The 16,087-nt window shown below is 43.0% G+C and carries 16 protein-coding genes and 1 pseudogene; 4 read left to right on the plus strand and 13 right to left on the minus strand.

The annotated features are described in order from the left end of the window. On the plus strand, window positions 1-248 hold a 248-nt coding region (locus tag AOB49_RS12130; protein ID WP_062307347.1), incomplete at its 5' end, for a DUF6876 family protein. Window positions 249-270: 22 nt separating this feature from the next. Further along, window positions 271-630, plus strand: coding sequence for a hypothetical protein (locus AOB49_RS02085; RefSeq protein WP_062307349.1), 360 nt, complete (start codon window positions 271-273; stop codon window positions 628-630). 85 nt (window positions 631-715) lie between these two features. Here the strand turns inward: AOB49_RS02085 and AOB49_RS02090 are convergent, their stop codons facing one another. The 7 genes from AOB49_RS02090 to AOB49_RS02120 form a co-directional block, all read right to left on the minus strand. Further along, window positions 716-1,090 (minus strand): hypothetical protein, encoded by a 375-nt coding sequence (locus AOB49_RS02090; protein WP_062307352.1) that lies wholly within the window; start codon window positions 1,088-1,090, stop codon window positions 716-718. A gap of 2 nt (window positions 1,091-1,092) precedes the next feature. Then, window positions 1,093-4,215 (minus strand): efflux RND transporter permease subunit, encoded by a 3,123-nt coding sequence (locus tag AOB49_RS02095; RefSeq protein WP_062307355.1) that lies wholly within the window; start codon window positions 4,213-4,215, stop codon window positions 1,093-1,095. 8 nt (window positions 4,216-4,223) lie between these two features. Then, window positions 4,224-5,258 carry an efflux RND transporter periplasmic adaptor subunit gene (locus tag AOB49_RS02100; protein ID WP_062307358.1) on the minus strand — a complete coding sequence of 345 codons (1,035 nt, stop codon included), beginning with the start codon at window positions 5,256-5,258 and terminating at the stop codon, window positions 4,224-4,226. Beyond that, window positions 5,255-5,827, minus strand: a complete 573-nt coding sequence (locus AOB49_RS02105) for a hypothetical protein (protein WP_062307360.1) — start codon at window positions 5,825-5,827, stop codon at window positions 5,255-5,257. The genes AOB49_RS02100 and AOB49_RS02105 overlap by 4 nt, the downstream gene beginning before the upstream one ends. A 10-nt stretch (window positions 5,828-5,837) precedes the next feature. Then, complete coding sequence (locus AOB49_RS02110; protein ID WP_062307362.1) at window positions 5,838-7,124, minus strand: TolC family protein; 1,287 nt, start codon at window positions 7,122-7,124, stop codon at window positions 5,838-5,840. A 597-nt stretch (window positions 7,125-7,721) separates the two neighbouring features. Continuing rightward, a complete protein-coding gene (locus AOB49_RS02115; protein ID WP_062307365.1) occupies window positions 7,722-8,234 on the minus strand; it encodes a hypothetical protein in 513 nt (170 codons plus the stop codon). A 195-nt stretch (window positions 8,235-8,429) separates the two neighbouring features. Then, complete coding sequence (locus AOB49_RS02120) at window positions 8,430-10,622, minus strand: heavy metal translocating P-type ATPase (RefSeq protein WP_062307367.1); 2,193 nt, start codon at window positions 10,620-10,622, stop codon at window positions 8,430-8,432. 105 nt (window positions 10,623-10,727) lie between these two features. Here AOB49_RS02120 and cadR point away from each other — a divergent pair, with 105 nt between their 5' ends. Continuing rightward, complete coding sequence (gene cadR, locus AOB49_RS02125; protein ID WP_062307369.1) at window positions 10,728-11,156, plus strand: Cd(II)/Pb(II)-responsive transcriptional regulator; 429 nt, start codon at window positions 10,728-10,730, stop codon at window positions 11,154-11,156. On the opposite strand, the gene AOB49_RS11960 is transcribed toward cadR, so the two are convergent. The 5 genes from AOB49_RS11960 to AOB49_RS02135 form a co-directional block, all read right to left on the minus strand. After that, complete coding sequence (locus AOB49_RS11960; RefSeq protein WP_156471308.1) at window positions 11,157-11,294, minus strand: hypothetical protein; 138 nt, start codon at window positions 11,292-11,294, stop codon at window positions 11,157-11,159. Between the two features lie 205 nt (window positions 11,295-11,499). Further along, a complete protein-coding gene (locus tag AOB49_RS12345; protein ID WP_276203356.1) occupies window positions 11,500-11,628 on the minus strand; it encodes a hypothetical protein in 129 nt (42 codons plus the stop codon). A gap of 47 nt (window positions 11,629-11,675) precedes the next feature. Then, a complete protein-coding gene (locus tag AOB49_RS12240; protein WP_082784020.1) occupies window positions 11,676-11,879 on the minus strand; it encodes a GDCCVxC domain-containing (seleno)protein in 204 nt (67 codons plus the stop codon). Between the two features lie 10 nt (window positions 11,880-11,889). Next, entirely contained in the window at window positions 11,890-12,948 is a 1,059-nt protein-coding gene (locus AOB49_RS02130) for an extracellular solute-binding protein (protein WP_216634611.1), read from the minus strand. A gap of 82 nt (window positions 12,949-13,030) precedes the next feature. Next, the gene (locus AOB49_RS02135) at window positions 13,031-14,596 is read right to left on the minus strand and encodes an ABC transporter permease (protein ID WP_062307372.1); all 1,566 of its coding nucleotides are present in this window, start codon (window positions 14,594-14,596) and stop codon (window positions 13,031-13,033) included. A gap of 68 nt (window positions 14,597-14,664) precedes the next feature. On the opposite strand from AOB49_RS02135, the gene AOB49_RS02140 reads away from it, so the two are divergent. Next, window positions 14,665-15,735 carry an ABC transporter ATP-binding protein gene (locus AOB49_RS02140; protein ID WP_082784021.1) on the plus strand — a complete coding sequence of 357 codons (1,071 nt, stop codon included), beginning with the start codon at window positions 14,665-14,667 and terminating at the stop codon, window positions 15,733-15,735. A gap of 46 nt (window positions 15,736-15,781) precedes the next feature. On the opposite strand, the pseudogene AOB49_RS02145 reads toward AOB49_RS02140, so the two are convergent. Continuing rightward, window positions 15,782-16,057 (minus strand): annotated as a pseudogene (locus AOB49_RS02145) (YnfA family protein); the annotation flags it as partial. Window positions 16,058-16,087: the final 30 nt, after the last annotated feature.

A 16,087-nucleotide genomic window follows, 5' to 3' on the forward strand; every position in this document is an offset into this window, starting at 1 on the left:
CTGTGGGCTGTTATTGGCTTATGGATGCAATCGCTAGCCATGTATTGCACTTATCCAAGAAAGAGACTTTTGCGGGTTGTAAGCTGGTTAAAGCCAAACAAGGTGCTGAGCTAGTCATTGATGATGGCAACGGCAACGTACTTGCAAAACAAAACATACGTTACACGGACTTTCCGCTAGATAGCATACGGCTTTACGCCTGCTGGGGCGAAGAACGCTGGATCATCATGCTGCCCAGCGAGTACTAAGAGTTAGATCGCTAAATACTTGATGCGATTTTATGAATTTAACTCTCTCAAGCCCCAAAAGCCTCTAACACCCGCTCAAGCAAGAATCAAAAGCCTCAAGGATCAAGCCAAACGAGCACAAGCTGCAGTTAAAGCGGAACGAGCAAGGCAGAAGATTCAAGCTGGACAGAGAGAACTTACTAAAGTAGAAAGCACAAAGAAGATGACTTCAAATAGCTTTAAAGCACAATACAAAATGAATAACCCCTACTCATCATGGATGACGGCTGGGACTTACAGGAATTTTAATGACGCACTAGCAGCAGCCTTAAGAAAGAAAAAAGCTGGTGCTATTGTGGTGAGGGTTGAGGATGGCGCTAAGATGGTAATTTATTCATCCTGAATAAATTACTCTCCCATGAACCCGAACCCCATATAATCATTCTAGCTATCTACCGTCTTAAAACCTAGATCAAAAAAGTGGTGTCTCAGTAAACATATCTAGCCGTAATGACTTGATTTTTCAATTTAATAATTGTAATTACCTTAGTACCCTTTTCTATATTAAATTTTCCTCTTATCTCAAAATTTTCCTTATTTGCAGCAAGCTCATATTCTTTCTTGCCCGCTCCATTTAATAATGTTAGCTTTGCGCTTCCCCCATTAATGTCAATAGGCTTTCCATGATCTCGCACATAAATTTGCACCAAATCGTTTTTTGCGACAAGCTCAACATCAATATCCTTGACTACAAATATTTTTCCTCCAAATAGAGGGGCATGATCGTGCGCCCCGTCAGCATTTGCAATAGTTGCAGTCGATAGAAAAATTACCAACATTAATAAAAGTGAACGAATTTTCATTTTTAATATCCCTCTTGTGCATTTGTAATTAATAATGATTTTTCAGCGTCTTTCTTTCCATAGAGCCAAAACATAGCCGGCGTTAGAAAGGTATCTAATAAGGTTGAGCTGATAAGCCCAGAAAAGATTACAACCGCCACTGGATGCAGTATCTCTGTACCTGGGCGCTCTGCCTCAAACAGCAGGGGCGCTAAAGCAAATGCCGTAACTAACGCAGTCATCAAAACTGGGGACAATCTCTCAATTGAGCCTCTTACTATCATTGCCTTACTGAAGGACTCACCCTCTAGCCTCATCAGATTTAGGTAGTGGCTTATTTTCAATATCCCATTTCGCACCGAGATACCAGCTAGCGTGATAAATCCGATGAGGGCGGCAATTGACAGTGGCTGACCAGATAGCCATAAACCAATGATTGCGCCAATCATTGCCAATGGGATGTTGGACATAATCATGAGAGACAAAAGGGTTGATTTGTACTTTGTATAGAGTACAGCAAACATCATTAGCAATGAGCCAATTGATAAAAATCCAATCAACTTAGAGGCCATTTCTTGAGCGACAAATTGTCCTCCTAACGTAACGAAATAACCTTCGGGCATACGGAAATTATCGACTACAACCCTAATATCTTTTACTACGTCAGATAACGCCCTATTTGATGTATTTGCAGAAATGACAATTCGCCTTTTCCCATCATCCCTGCTAATTTGATTGGGACCATCGCTATCCTCCAAGGAAGCAATCTTTGAAAGCGGTATTCTTCCAAGCGGAGTATCAATTAAAACATCAGACAACCCATCAAGCGTTCGAGAAGTCTCTGGCAATTTCAGCACAAGCCCAAAACGTTTACTTCCCTCGATGATTTGAGAAAGGCGCTCCCCTTCTACTATTGACTGCAATACCTCCATGACTTGAGATGTGGAGACTCCATATTGCGATGCAAGGTCATAATTAATTCGTACTTTAATTTGCGGAGCTAATACTTGCTTTTCAATCTCTAAGTCTACGAGACCTGAAACTCCAGATAATTTTGAGCGTAATAAATCTGCTTGACTGCGCAAAATATCCAAGTCATCACCAAAAATCTTGATGGCAATTTGTGAACGCACTCCTGATAGCATGTGGTCGATTCTGTGTGAGATAGGTTGCCCTATCGCAATCGCAGCAGGTAAGTTCACCAATCTCTTTCGAATGTCATCTTGAATATCAGCCATCGATCTTGTTAATTTTTTTGCAGGCTTAAGTCCCACATCAAGCTCACTCACATGCACGCCTTCCGCGTGCTCATCAAGCTCAGCGCGACCACTCCTTCTGCCAACATAGGTCACCTCAGGGATTTGACGAATAAGTACTTCAGCTTGCCGCGCAATCGCTGAAGATTCGGTTAAGGCAACCCCCGGATTGAGTCTCAAACCTACCAATAATGTCCCTTCATTAAACGGAGGCAAAAAAGCAGTTGGCATTACAAAAATGCTGAGCCCAGAAACGAGAACCAAGGAAGCGGCGTAAACAATATATCTTTTTGGCGCCACCAAAAATCGATTGAGCATTATTTGGTAATGCGATTTAAGCCAAACTAGGATTTTGGTATCTCCATGGCTAGCCTGTTTCATGGCTGGCAATAGGTAATAACTCAATACTGGCGTAACCGTTACCGACACGATCAAAGAGGCCAGCGTAGAAACTATAAACGCTATCCCAAGAGGGGTAAACAATTTACCTTCAATTCCCGAAAGTGCAAATAAGGGAATAAAAACCAATACTATGATGGCAGTTGCGTAGATAATCCCGGTTCTCACTTCAAGTGATGCCATCCGCACTACCTCAATAACGCTGACACGCTCACCTTCTGGCTTATCGGCATTGATTTTCAGTCTGCGAATGATATTTTCAACATCAACAACCGCATCATCCACTAGTCCACCAATAGCAATAGCAAGCCCTCCTAAGGTCATAGTGTTAATGGAAAGACCAAAGTATTTAAAAACTAACGCAGTGATTAATATCGATATTGGAATTGCAGTCAATGAAATAAAAACTGGCCTAAATGTACCCAAAAACAGATACAAAATAATTGCTACAAAGATTGAAGCACCAATCAGTTTTCCCTCAAGTGTATTGATAGATGCCTCTATAAATGTAGCCTGCCTAAACGTCATTCTGGGCGCATTCATCCCTTCAGGAAGGCCTTGCTTTAATTGATTCAGCGCATTTTCAATTTTTAAACTTAAATCGATTGTGTCGGCCGATGGTTGCTTTTGAATTCCCAAGATAACTGCGGGACCCCCTTCGTAACCAGCATCACCTCGCTTAACTGCTGGCGCAAATGTAACCTCAGCTATTTGCTTTAACAAAATTGGCTGACCACCCTTTGTTGTGACTGCCAAGTTTCTCAAATCATCCAAGCTAGAAGTTCTGCCAATGTTACGAATCAGGTATTCCTTGCTATTAACCTCAATGAAGCCCCCAGAAGTATTCGATGAATGTCCCCTGAGAACCCCCTCCAGCTGCGATACCGTCACTCCTAGCTCGGACATTCGCCGCGTATTAGGCTGGACTTGAAATTGACGGACCTGACCTCCGATTGGAATAACCTGAGCAACTCCAGGAATCGCCATTAATCGAGGTCTTAAAACCCAGTCCGCATATTCCCGAACTTGCATTGGGGAGATTTTGGCTTCATCAATTGGGATTGCAATTTGCATGATTTCACCCATGATGGAGCTGATTGGACCCATTCTAGGCATGACCTTATCGGGCAACGTATTTTCCATTGTGTTTAACCGCTCACTCACCATTTGACGGGCTCGATATATATCCGTGCTCCAATTAAAGGTGATGTAGATAAAAGAGAGTCCGGCACTCGAAATTGATCTCACTGACTCGACACCCGGAAGACCATTCATTACCGTTTCCAATGGAAATGTAATTAATTGCTCAACCTCCTCAGAGGCCATTCCACCAGCTTCAGTCATTACAGTTACGGTTGGCTTATTGAGGTCTGGAAAAACATCTACCGGCATGCTCTGGAGCGTAAATGCTCCGTATGCCATGATGATTAATCCAATCAAGATGACAATCAGACGATTTTTTAAGCTAAAGTTTAATAGCCAGGTAAACATAGTAGCCCTTAGCGAATTTGATTAATTAAGGAAGCTGCGCTACTTACAACTCTATCTTGCGCAGACAATCCTGAAGTGACAACGACATACTTTCCATCGAGCGGCTCATATAAGACTACTTTTGGATCAAACTCTTCTGGCGACTTCTTAATCCAGACAATGTTTTGATTAGCGCCATTTTTAACAATTGCCGAGGATGGAATTTTGAAGCCTTTATATTTAGTCTCAGTACTAACAAACACTCTAAGCGGTTGACCAATAGGAATTCCTAGCAAATCATCATTTTTCCCAGAAAAAGTAATGGGAAGTGCGAGCTCTCTCATAGATTGACCTCCGCCCAAATACTGAAGTTCAATAGTTTTTCCAGAATATTCAATGAATCCACCAGATATATTTTTGAGCATAGTGCCGTCATAAGCTAATGCCTCAACCAATAACCGACTTGGATTTACTACCTCGAAAATTAATTGCCTTGCCTCGACCACCTGCCCTGAAAGAATGCCCATCGTCGAGATAATCCCCGAAACAGGCGCCCTCAATTCTTCATTGGCAACCGCGGCCTGAGCCTCCTCAATCGTTTTGCGAGGTACGGTATCACTTAACTCCCGCAATCGTTTTAAACGGCTTTCAGCTAAAGAACGAGTACCGCTAGGGCCAGCCTCTGGCGTTACGTAAGCAAGCACATCACCTTTCGTCACACTTTGCCCGGGCAATGGAAATCCTTTAGGTCCTGGTGTGATTCTTCCGGCAACAATCGCTTGAACCTTGCCGCCATAGTTTGGATCCATAATGACCTTGCCTGCCAAATCGAGTGTTTTAGGAAAATCGCCCTCTTGAGTCAATTCAGTCTCAACCTTCAATTGCCTTTGCGCTAACTTGGGTATAAAAAGATTACCATTGGCTTGCCTTTTGGGAGTGTCAACACTCAGTGCGCCACTTGAATTCTTTTCATCCCCGTGATCAGATCCTGCGTAGGACAAACTGAAAAAAAATAGTACGGCCGCAATCAAAATAGGTTTAAATAATGTGATAAAGATAATCATTTGCGATCCTTAATTTGCATAAGTATTTTTTGTATTTTCGAGATGATTTGTCGGCGTTTAGAGTAAAAGCGCCAGGAAATCGCAAGCAGAACCAATACACCGATCGCCAACTTAGCAACCAACCACCAGCTAAATTTTGTAGAGTTGGTGTGTTGATTGACAAACGTAGTTGCAATAATGTCGCTTACATCACCATCATTAATGGTGATAGTTACAGGCACGAGATCACCCTCTAAGTTTTTAGCAAGAGGGCCTTCATAGACATTGCCAGGCGCTTCTTTGAGCTCAATTTTTTGGCCGTCTAGGTCAATATTGACTTGTGCAGCTTTCACAGGTTTGTTGGTTAAAAAATGATCTATGTAGAGTCGAATCAGCTTTTCATCGAAAACACCAACAACCTCATACATATCAGATTCTGCATAAAAACGGGGCAATGCTACCCCAACGGAATTAACTGCTTGACCTGCATCATGATCGTGGCCCGGACCAGCAATAACTAAGTTTACAGACGCAGCTGACAGAAAAAAAACTGCGGAAAGTAGAATGAGTTTGTGTTTTAAATAATTCATCGATAAATCCTTATTCCGGTAACAGCCCAAGGGCTTGGCGTAAATTTGAAATGGCCACTGCGTAATTAATTTTTGCAACAGCAGCTTGTCGGCTTGCATCCGATGCCTCTAACTCAATACGCAATCTTGTAGGTAAATCCGTCTCACCAAATCGAAACGACTTTTCAAAAAAAGATCGTGTTTCATTAGCCAATACGGCTCTTTTTTCAGATGAGTCGGCTTTTAGTCGAGCAGTCTTTACCAGCAAAGCACTTGACTCAATATTCGAGAGAGCCCTCTCCCTTTCAAGCGCCAACTGCGATTCAGCTTCTACCATTTCAGCAGTTGTTGTTGCTAATTTATTTTGATAGCGAGAATCCGAACCAAACGGAATGCGTATTCCTAGAGTAATGGATTGTTGAAATGGAACACCATAAACATCCCGCCCTCTTGTTGTCAGAAGTTGCAATTCCGGTGTTGATCGCGTTTGCGCTTTAGCTAGTGAAACTGCTTTCTTAGCTACCTCAAGCTGATCAAGTAATGCTGCTACTACTGGTAAATTGAAATCTAGACTCGATAAATTATCCGGAACCTTTGGGATTGGCTCAGCAAGCTGATTTAATAATCCGGTCTTGATAGATTTTTCCACCATACCAACACCCAACAATGAGCGAACTTTTTGCTCTGCATTGATAAAGTTGGCTTGAGCTTCAGCTAGACTTGCTTCTGCATTGGCTAATGCGCCATTAGCTTGATGCAAATCTGCACGCGATAAGTCTCCAGCCCTAAATCTTTTTTCTACATCAAAACTTAGTGCCTTTGCGTTTTGAAATCTACCATTAGCCAAATCTAACTCTACGTTAGATCGTTTATATGACCAGTAAGCATCGCGAACTTCAGCGGCCACTTTCAGTTGAATTAGAAGATACTGAGAAAGCAATCTCTTATATTCAGCATCCGCTAACCCAATAGAATTGGCGCGCTCACCCCACAACCAAAGCGGGATGCCCAGCCCCGCAATGGTCTCGCTTGCACCTTGATTGCTATTCGCTCTATCAGTTTTTTGAGCGATCTCAATAGATGCAGGGCTAGCCAAGAAGCTACTTGCAATCTTTTGCTTCGCTAATGCAGCATCCACTCTGAATTGATACGATTTTGACTCAGGCTGACGCTCCCAAGCTATTTCATACAGGGACTTTAATTCGTTCTTATTCAGCTTTACATCATCGGCATAGGCAAATATTGACCAGAATATCGATGGAATGCAGAGCATCCAAACAGAAAAATTTCGCCACAACGGCATTTTCTCTCGAAACATAACAACTCCATTTGATTTAACAATTGAGAGTTGACGAGAATTTTTTAGTTGAGTTTAGGGATGGTTCTCGCCAACTTAAGCGAGAGGAATCCAATTGGGCTTATATGGCGGAGGGATACTAAGATCGGGGAAATGCAGATCGATAGCTATTACAAAGTGAAGCTTATTTAGAACAAGATAACTTACGCTGGATTCGGTGAAAAAGGACGAGTGGGTTAAATGACATGTTCCGCAATCAGAATCATTCACTAAATTTGACCCGGCCTTTTCTGTGGGCCATTTATGGTCATGCTCATGGTGCCCCGGGTGAGAAATGGTGGACTGCTCATGAAGGCAATAGCTCGCAACTGCTGCAAACGACGTTTGCAGCCCAATAAAAAACACAGCAGCGAGAACTATTAATTTTTTCACAATCTTAATTTAGCACACTTCTTTAATTCGTGCACACCCTCCAAAATGCATAAAAATAGGCTGATAATTGGCTTTATTGGGTTAAGCGGACCAACGGACAATTCATCTGCTGATCCGAATATTTCTTAATATGATACTAGGCAATCATTTCACGATAAGTACAAGAGCCTAGCCTCCCACTATTTACTATTTGGGCTGATCCATCCACATGTAATTTTGTTGCATCATTTGATTCATCATGTTTTGCTGCATGCCCATGTATTGATCCATCATGTATTGGCGTTGCTTTAACTGCTCGGAAGTTAATTTTGAGTAATAAGGCCCCATTCCATTCCAACCCATCATTGGGCCCATCATATGGCCGCCCATCATGCCCCCATTGCCACCACAACACCCCATCATTCCCGAGTTCCACATGCCTTGCATCATATTCATATTGCCTTGCATTGTGTTCCAGTGATTTTGCATGAGCTTTTGTCTTTCTTGAGGATCTTTAGTGGCACGAATCTTATCCATCTGCTCTTGCATCTTTTTAAAGTTCTCCTGGATTTGAGCCGCCTGCTTGTCAAACTCTGCAACATCAACATTTTTTTGTTGGGTCTGCGTAGTCCTAGTACCCGCCCCTGCTGGTTGCGCTATGACGTGCGTACTCAATAAAACACCTAAACTTAAACCAGCAATCCATCCTAGTTTTTTCATCATAGCGCTCCTTCTGTTGAATGCTTAATTTTCAAAAACAATCATGTCTGCATATTCCATTGAGATCTTATTTTTGGCGTCTGTCAATCACGCAAGTTGATAAAAATCACAATTAGCTTGATTTTTTCAATAAATTGATCTGGGATCGCCAGGATTGAGCATTTCCACTAACCCTTAACCGTTGCTTAAAACACTCTAATTACGCAATAGCCGCAATCCGTTAGCCACTACCAACAAGCTAGCTCCCATGTCAGCAAAAACTGCCATCCACATAGTTGCCTGTCCTGTAAAAGTCAGCACCAAAAATATCGCCTTAATGCCAAGCGCCAAGGTAATGTTTTGATACAAAATATTGGCCGTTGTTTGGGATAACCTAACAAAGCTAGGTATCTTTCTTAAATCATCATCCATTAATGCCACATCTGCTGCCTCAATAGCTGTATCAGTTCCTGCGCTTCCCATGGCAAATCCAATACTTGCCTTTGCTAAAGCTGGCGCATCATTAATGCCATCACCCACCATACCAACCTTGCCATCAGGATTTTTGTTTAGTATTTCATCAATAATTTTAAGTTTGTCTTCAGGTAATAAATTGCCCTTAATTACGTCAACACCCACTTCCTGGCCAATAGCTTCTGCCGTATAGACATTATCACCAGTAAGCATCATCGTTCTGATGCTCAAATGATGAAGGTCTTTAATGGCTTGCTTGCTGGTATCCCTCACTGTATCAGCGACTGCTATCAATGCTAATACTTGTGATGAGTTAGTAAGCATCACTACGGTTTTACCTTGTTGCTCTAACGGAAGTAGTTGAGCTTCAATTTCAGGCGAGCATAAGCCTAGCTCCTCAATCAGGCGGTGATTACCCAGTTGATAAGTAACCCCTTCAAGAGTGCCTCGAACTCCTCTGCCCAAGATGGCCTCAAACTTATCCACTTCAATTAATGAAAGATTGTTTTCCGCAGCACTATCGGCAATCGCTAAAGATACGGGATGGTCTGAACGAGCCGCTAAGCTGGCAGCAACTTGATGCGTATGCTTGGCCTCACCGCCCAAAATAATTAAATCGGTTTGCTTAGGTTTGCCATAGGTAATCGTTCCTGTCTTATCCAGTGCCAAAACTTTCATATGGCGTCCCATCTCAAGAAAGACGCCGCCCTTTACTAAGATGCCTTTACGTGCGGCAGCAGCCAATCCACTAACAATCGTCACTGGCGTGGAAATGACCAAAGCACATGGGCAAGCAATGACTAACATCACTAACGCTTTATAAATCCAGTCATGCCACGACATACCTAGAGCCAACGGAGGAATGAAAGCCACCAATACCGCAATTAAGAAAACAGTTGGCGTATAAATCTTCGCAAACTGGTCAACAAATCTCTGTGTTGGGGCACGACTGCCCTGAGCCGCCTCTACCGCATGAATAATACGGGCAAGCGTAGAGCCTGTTGAGGTTGCTGTCACCTTAAACTGAAAAGAACCTGTTTGATTAATGGTTCCCGCAAAAACAGTATCGCCTTGCACCTTATCAATTGGCAAACTCTCACCCGTTATAGGCGCTTGATTGACTGTTGAATTCCCGCTTGTGAGTACGCCATCTAACGCGATACGCTCCCCTGGGCGAACTTGAACGATTGAGCCTAAGGTAATGGATTTGACTGGAGTTGGCAACCAACTGCCATCAACTTGAAGCACAGTAGCTATCTCTGGCGTTAAATCTAATAAGCCACTAATCGCATTACGAGCACGGTCAAGGGACTTAGCCTCAATTACTTCAGCCATTGAAAATAAGAACATCACCATAGCGGCTTCAGGCCAACTACCGATTGCCATCCCACCGGTCACCGCAACCGACATAAGGGCATTGATATTTAGATTGCCATTCTTTAGGGCAATCCAACCCTTTTTATACGTTGTTAGGCCACCACTAGCAATAGAGAATATAACCAAGGCAATCACAAGATACTGACTACTAAGTTGGTTTACCTCAAATGGGAAGAACTCAATTAACTCAGCCAAAGCGGCCGTCACACCAGCGATAGCTAGAGGCCACCAATTTGTTTTGGCTGGCTGTTGATGTCTGGAGCTTTTAGTGGGCGAACCCTCTTCAAGAAACGCTTTCATGCCAACACTCACTAAAGCAGATTGAATTGTCTCAAGCGAATCTAAGTTATGACTTATCGAAAGTTTTCGTTGAATCAAGTTGAAATCTAACCCCGCAATGCCTTCAACCGTAGCTAGCCTCTTTCGGATTAACGCCTCTTCCGTTGGGCAATCCATATTCTCAATATGAAAGACGGCTTTATTCCCACCGAAAGATGTCGCTGATGGTTGTGGTGCGGCAGGCGAAGAGCAACCGCAAGAGGATTGGCACTGACTCATTTCAATAACCTAACTATTTTTAACATTTGTCTATTAAAAAGCCTATAGTAGCTATAGAGTCAAGAAATTAAAATAGTTAAATCAAATGCTGTTGAGGTGAGCCAAATGAAAATCGGTGAATTAGCCAAAGCCACAGATACTCAAGTAGAAACCATTCGCTTCTATGAGCAAGAGGGTTTATTAGCGAAACCTGCGAGAACAGATGGTAACTTTCGGATTTATGAGAATCAGCACCTAGAGCGTCTCATCTTTATTCGTCACTGCCGCTCATTGGATATGGCTTTAAATGAAATAAGGCAACTGCTCCGCTTTAAAGACTTACCCAATGAAAACTGCGGCTCTGTTAATAACTTGCTAGATGCTCATATACAGACCGTCACTAACCGCATTAAGGATTTGCGACAGCTTGAAAAGCAACTGAAGGGGCTTCGTGAGTTATGCCAAGCCAATCAAGACTCAGCCCATTGCGGAATTCTCAATGAATTGTCGCAACCCATGAAATCACTATCAGGCGACTGCTCGCCCATAGTTTGATTATTTCTTATTAAAGAAAAGATGTTTGACTAAGGCGGCTATAGCTAGAACCAAGGTAACTGAAACCAAGATGCCAATTATTCCTACGCCGCCGCCAGTTGAACCACACATGTTATCCATCATATGACCGCCATACATATTGACCTCCTTGTTGATGAACTACTAGATTCATCCTATGCCTATAAGTGGCTGCTGTCTATCGTAATCAACAAATTTTTGCCCCCATTTTGAAGAAACGGCAGTCAACAGAGATTGAATTTGCTTCAACTGAATTACTTTAGGAAATGTCCTTTTAAAAAACATCATAGGTACTGACCTTAAATAAGACTTGATTAATCAGCGCTTAATCGTTGCGATAAGTTCCTTGAAACTCACGACTTTCAAGTTGCTCCAACTCCAAAGCTCTCTCGGCTTGAGCTTGTTTTTCTTCTTCTGAGAGATTCTGGATTGGTTGATTAGCACTATTTTCCATGGATTTAGCTTATCTTATTCATACTAAAGAATCTAGTTCCGGGACATTTACCCGCAACACCCATTATTTTCTTGTATTGGCGGACAAGGAACATCACCATAACTACAGTAAACGCAACAATCGCCAGATTTGGGCTTAAGAATTGCCTTACAACTAGAGCATTCATAAAAGAATTGGCAACTGTCTGTTGGCATTTGCTCTATCTTCTGGGCGCCACACTTGGGGCAAGTGATTGTTGAGTTGAGTTTCATGCATTAAAGTTTATTTATAGCCAACTCGGTCAAGCAATCTTTGGGCGGCAATCTGATTCTTGCCAATAGCCGCAATAGAAATATTTTCCGCTTTGAATGACCCTAGCATTTTGAGCCCTTCATTTTCGATCTTAACAGATTTAACGACCGGCCATTCATTATTGCCATTCGCAAAATATTCTTGGGCGGAATCACTAGCTAGATACTCTAAAAACTGAATTGCTGCTTGTGGGTGAGGTGCATTCTTTGCCACACCACCACCAGCAATATTAATATGCGTTCCACTCGTTTTTTGATTGGGCCAGATAAATCCAATTTTCGAAACAATGTCTTGGTCCTCCGGTTTAGTTGAGCGCAAAAGCCTCACTAAGTAATAAGAGTTCGTTAGGGCAACGCCACACTCGCCCGAGGCTACCGCCTTAATTTGGTCAGTATCCCCACCTCTTGGGGGGCGAGCCATGTTCGCCACCATTCCCTTAGCCCATTCTTCGGTAGCCGCTTCGCCACGTCGCTCAATCATTGCGCCAATTAATGAGAGCATATAAGGATGGGCTCCTGAGCGGGTGCATACTTTGCCTTTATTCATTGGCTCTACCAGCTTTTCATAGGTATCTACATCCTGCGGATTAACTTTTGCCTTGTTGTAAACCACCAAGCGAGCCCTAGTTGAGAAACCGAACCAAGTTGACCCTTCTAGATCTGGCTTAGAGCGCAAGTTTTCCGGGATGCGACTCTCTAAATATTTTGAATGAATGGGCTTAAAAAAACCATCAATCTGTGCACGCCATAGTCTAGCGGCATCGACCATCAATATAACGTCAGCAGGACTATTGGCACCCTCGCTTTTCAATCTCTCCCCCAAGGCATTGTCGTCCGCCTCAATACGATTAATTTTGATGCCAGTCTTTTTAGTGAAGTCACTATAGAGCGCCTCATCCGTCTGATAATGCCGCGCAGAATATAAATTCAACTCTTTGTCGCTCGATTGAGCTTGAGCTGAGCCAACGATACAGCAAGACAATAGCGCCAATAAAAGACCGGAGATTTTTGGGAATATTTGAGTTGTCATTTCTGTATTTACGATGAAATTGAGGTTGATTCATTTTATCATAAATAAGAATGATTATCAATTAGAATTAATAGACGACAACTTAAGGCCTTGCAATTGCCTTTGAAAGTACAAGAACTGGAAAAAGCCCCACTAAAACAATGGTTAAGGAAGGCAGGGCTAGCTCAGATAATCGCTCATCTGCGGCTAATTGATAAGTAGCTACAGCTAAGGTATCAAAGTTAAATGGACGTAACAACAAGGTGGCTGGTAATTCTTTCATTACATCTACAAATACAAATAAGCCTGCAGTAATCAGGCTACGCTTGAGTAGTGGCACATGCACTCTTCTCAGAATTTGAATCTTAGAGAGTCCCAATAAAGCAGCCGAACCATCCATGGATGGCGTAATGCGCAAAAGACCCGCTTCTATGCTTTGCAAACTAGAAGACAAAAAGCGCACCAAGTAGGCATACACCAGCACCAAAATACTGGCTGACATCCACCAAGCTAAATGAAAAATCTCTAAGAATGAAAGAATGCCAATAGCCAATACTGCGCCCGGTAATGCATAACCAAATCCAAGCAATCGATTTACCCAAGCCAAGCGGGGATTCACCCTCACAGCGTAAGCAAAAAATACCGCAAGAGCAACTGAAATCAAAGCGGTCGCAAACGACACCGAAAGCGAATTACTTAACCAATCTAGATAGCGTATATCAACACTGAGGCCTTGCTTGTAAAGCAATTGTAATAGTGCGAAGGCTGGCAACAAGAAGCCAAAAAGCAATGTGAAACCACAAAATAAAAATGCAAAAAGAGAATGTCTGCCATGTAAACGCTTGGTAGTTGGCCTGCCTTGGGATGAGCTTGAATAGCGTAATTTAGAGCGACTACTTTGTTCAATAAAAAAGATTAGCAATACAAAGCTGAGCAAGCCTAGAGCCAGCTGGACTGCAGCTAAGCGGTCACCAAAAGAGAGCCAAGCCTTGAAAATACCTGTGGCAAACGTTTGGACCCCAAAATAAGAAACAGCTCCAAAATCAGCCAATACCTCCATCAATGCCAAAGCCATACCCGCAAAGATAGCTGGTCGCGCCATTGGCAATACTAATTTCATAAAGCCCTGTAAAGGGCTGTAACCCAAAGTCTCAGAGACTTCGATCAATCGATCACTGCGCTCTAAAAAAGCGGTACGAGTGATGAGATAGACGTAAGGAAAAAGGCAGAAAGAGAAAGACCAAATCGCACCACTCAATGACCTTGGGTCAGGGAAAAACCATAGTGAATCTAGACCCAAAAAAGTACGCAATGCCGACTGAATGGGCCCAGAAAACTGCAGAAGATCTACAAAAAGATAGGCCATTACATATGTGGGCACAGCCAAAGGCAGAATCAAGGCCCACTCAAATACCTTCTTGCCAGGGAAATCGTAGCTCGCAATAATCCAAGCATTACCTACGCCCAGTATAAAAACCCCCACGCCAACACCAGCTATAAGCATTATGGTTGAAGCAATGTAACCGCTCAAAACAAAATTCCATAAGTGATTCAACGTACCCACTGCCGGAGCATCACCGCCCCCCAAGCCCGGAAATAGAAATGGCGCCGCTAAGCCGAAGAGCGGCAAAAATAACAATAAGGCAAGTGGCACCACAATACGATTCATGAAATCAGTAATCCGTTTAGACTCTAGCTATGCATTAAACCATTAGCATTAATGAGAAAATTATAGGGATGAACTCTGTGCGCCCGCTGCTGTCAATTAAGAACCTAGAGATCGACTACCCCAGTCGGGATGGTCATGGCCGCGTTACCGCAGTCAAAGGACTCAATTTAGCTCTTGGGCAAGGTGAAATTGGATGTCTCTTAGGGTCCTCAGGCTGCGGAAAGTCGACCGTTCTAAGAGCGATTTGCGGATTCGAGCCGATTAAGACGGGGGAAATTGTGCTGCGAGACAAGGTAGTGAGTTCGCTGTCATTCCACCTACCACCCAATCAAAGACGAGTTGGCATGGTCTTTCAAGACTTCGCCCTCTTTCCTCATTTGAACGCTCTAGAAAATATTGCGTTTGGCTTACAGCATTTTCCAAGTCAACTAAGAACTAACCTTGCCATGGAGTGGCTCAAAAGAGTTTCGCTCGCAGACAAGGCTAATGCTTATCCTCATGAACTGAGTGGCGGCCAACAACAACGCGTTGCACTTGCTAGAGCGATGGCACCAGAGCCCGATTTAATTTTGCTCGACGAACCTTTCTCAAGCCTTGATATCGAATTAAGGGAGCGCCTTGCAGGTGAAATGCGCGAAATCCTCAAGGCAAATAAGATCACCGCCCTACTCGTGACGCATGATCAATATGAGGCTTTTGCTATTGCCGATAAGATCGGCGTTATGACTGAAGGTAAAGTAGTTCAATGGGATACCCCTTATGAGCTTTATCACAAGCCCGCCAATCGCTATGTAGCAGACTTTATAGGTCGCGGAGTATTTATTAAAGGTGTTGTGCAGACCAACAACAAAGTCAAAATTGAGTTAGGTGAACTCGAGCTAGACAAAGATTATTCAAAGGATGTTGGTAAAGAAATTGATGTGCTATTGCGTGCGGATGATATTCAACATGATGATCACAGCCCCATGCAGGCTGAAGTTGTCCGTAAAGTCTTCAGAGGTGCAGACTTTTTATACACGCTAAGGCTTGCTTCAGGCGTTGAAGTGCTTGCCTTTGTCCCCAGTCATCATGATCATGCCGCAGGTGAAATGATAGGCATTCAATTGGTAGCAGACCACGTAGTAACATTCGGTCCCTAGATTAAAACTTAACTCATAATTTTGTAGTTTAAAACGACATATCAACTTAAGTTTTGATGACAGGTTGAAGGACGATGATTGCCATACCAATAAGAGCTACTATCGCTCCTATGAAGTCCCACCTAGTTAACTCAATTCCCTCAACAAGTCTAAGCCATATAAGCGCAACAGAAATATACAAACCCCCGTATGAGGCATAGGTACGCCCAGCAGCAAATGAATGGAGAGTGAGTAACCACGCAAATAAAACCAATGAAGCAATGGCAGGAAGAAGTAGCCAAGCAGACTTATCTTGTCGCAACACGAGCCATGGAAGATAACAACTTCGCCATCACGTAAAAATAGTGATTGT

It is taken from the genome of Polynucleobacter sinensis (assembly GCF_001595985.1).
Classification (GTDB): domain Bacteria; phylum Pseudomonadota; class Gammaproteobacteria; order Burkholderiales; family Burkholderiaceae; genus Polynucleobacter; species Polynucleobacter sinensis.

Coding starts and splice junctions, on each gene's coding strand:
- AOB49_RS02110 (WP_062307362.1), bottom strand. CDS start 7,124: ATGTTTCGAGAGAAAATGCCGTTGTGGCGAAATTTTTCTGTTTGGATG.
- AOB49_RS02135 (WP_062307372.1), bottom strand. CDS start 14,596: ATGAATCGTATTGTGGTGCCACTTGCCTTATTGTTATTTTTGCCGCTC.
- AOB49_RS02140 (WP_082784021.1), top strand. CDS start 14,665: ATGAACTCTGTGCGCCCGCTGCTGTCAATTAAGAACCTAGAGATCGAC.
- AOB49_RS02090 (WP_062307352.1), bottom strand. CDS start 1,090: ATGAAAATTCGTTCACTTTTATTAATGTTGGTAATTTTTCTATCGACT.
- AOB49_RS11960 (WP_156471308.1), bottom strand. CDS start 11,294: ATGTATGGCGGTCATATGATGGATAACATGTGTGGTTCAACTGGCGGC.
- AOB49_RS02100 (WP_062307358.1), bottom strand. CDS start 5,258: ATGATTATCTTTATCACATTATTTAAACCTATTTTGATTGCGGCCGTA.
- AOB49_RS02130 (WP_216634611.1), bottom strand. CDS start 12,948: ATGACAACTCAAATATTCCCAAAAATCTCCGGTCTTTTATTGGCGCTA.
- AOB49_RS12240 (WP_082784020.1), bottom strand. CDS start 11,879: ATGAAACTCAACTCAACAATCACTTGCCCCAAGTGTGGCGCCCAGAAG.
- AOB49_RS02085 (WP_062307349.1), top strand. CDS start 271: ATGCGATTTTATGAATTTAACTCTCTCAAGCCCCAAAAGCCTCTAACA.
- AOB49_RS02095 (WP_062307355.1), bottom strand. CDS start 4,215: ATGTTTACCTGGCTATTAAACTTTAGCTTAAAAAATCGTCTGATTGTC.
- AOB49_RS02105 (WP_062307360.1), bottom strand. CDS start 5,827: ATGAATTATTTAAAACACAAACTCATTCTACTTTCCGCAGTTTTTTTT.
- AOB49_RS02115 (WP_062307365.1), bottom strand. CDS start 8,234: ATGAAAAAACTAGGATGGATTGCTGGTTTAAGTTTAGGTGTTTTATTG.
- AOB49_RS12345 (WP_276203356.1), bottom strand. CDS start 11,628: ATGGAAAATAGTGCTAATCAACCAATCCAGAATCTCTCAGAAGAAGAA.
- cadR (WP_062307369.1), top strand. CDS start 10,728: ATGAAAATCGGTGAATTAGCCAAAGCCACAGATACTCAAGTAGAAACC.
- AOB49_RS02120 (WP_062307367.1), bottom strand. CDS start 10,622: ATGAGTCAGTGCCAATCCTCTTGCGGTTGCTCTTCGCCTGCCGCACCA.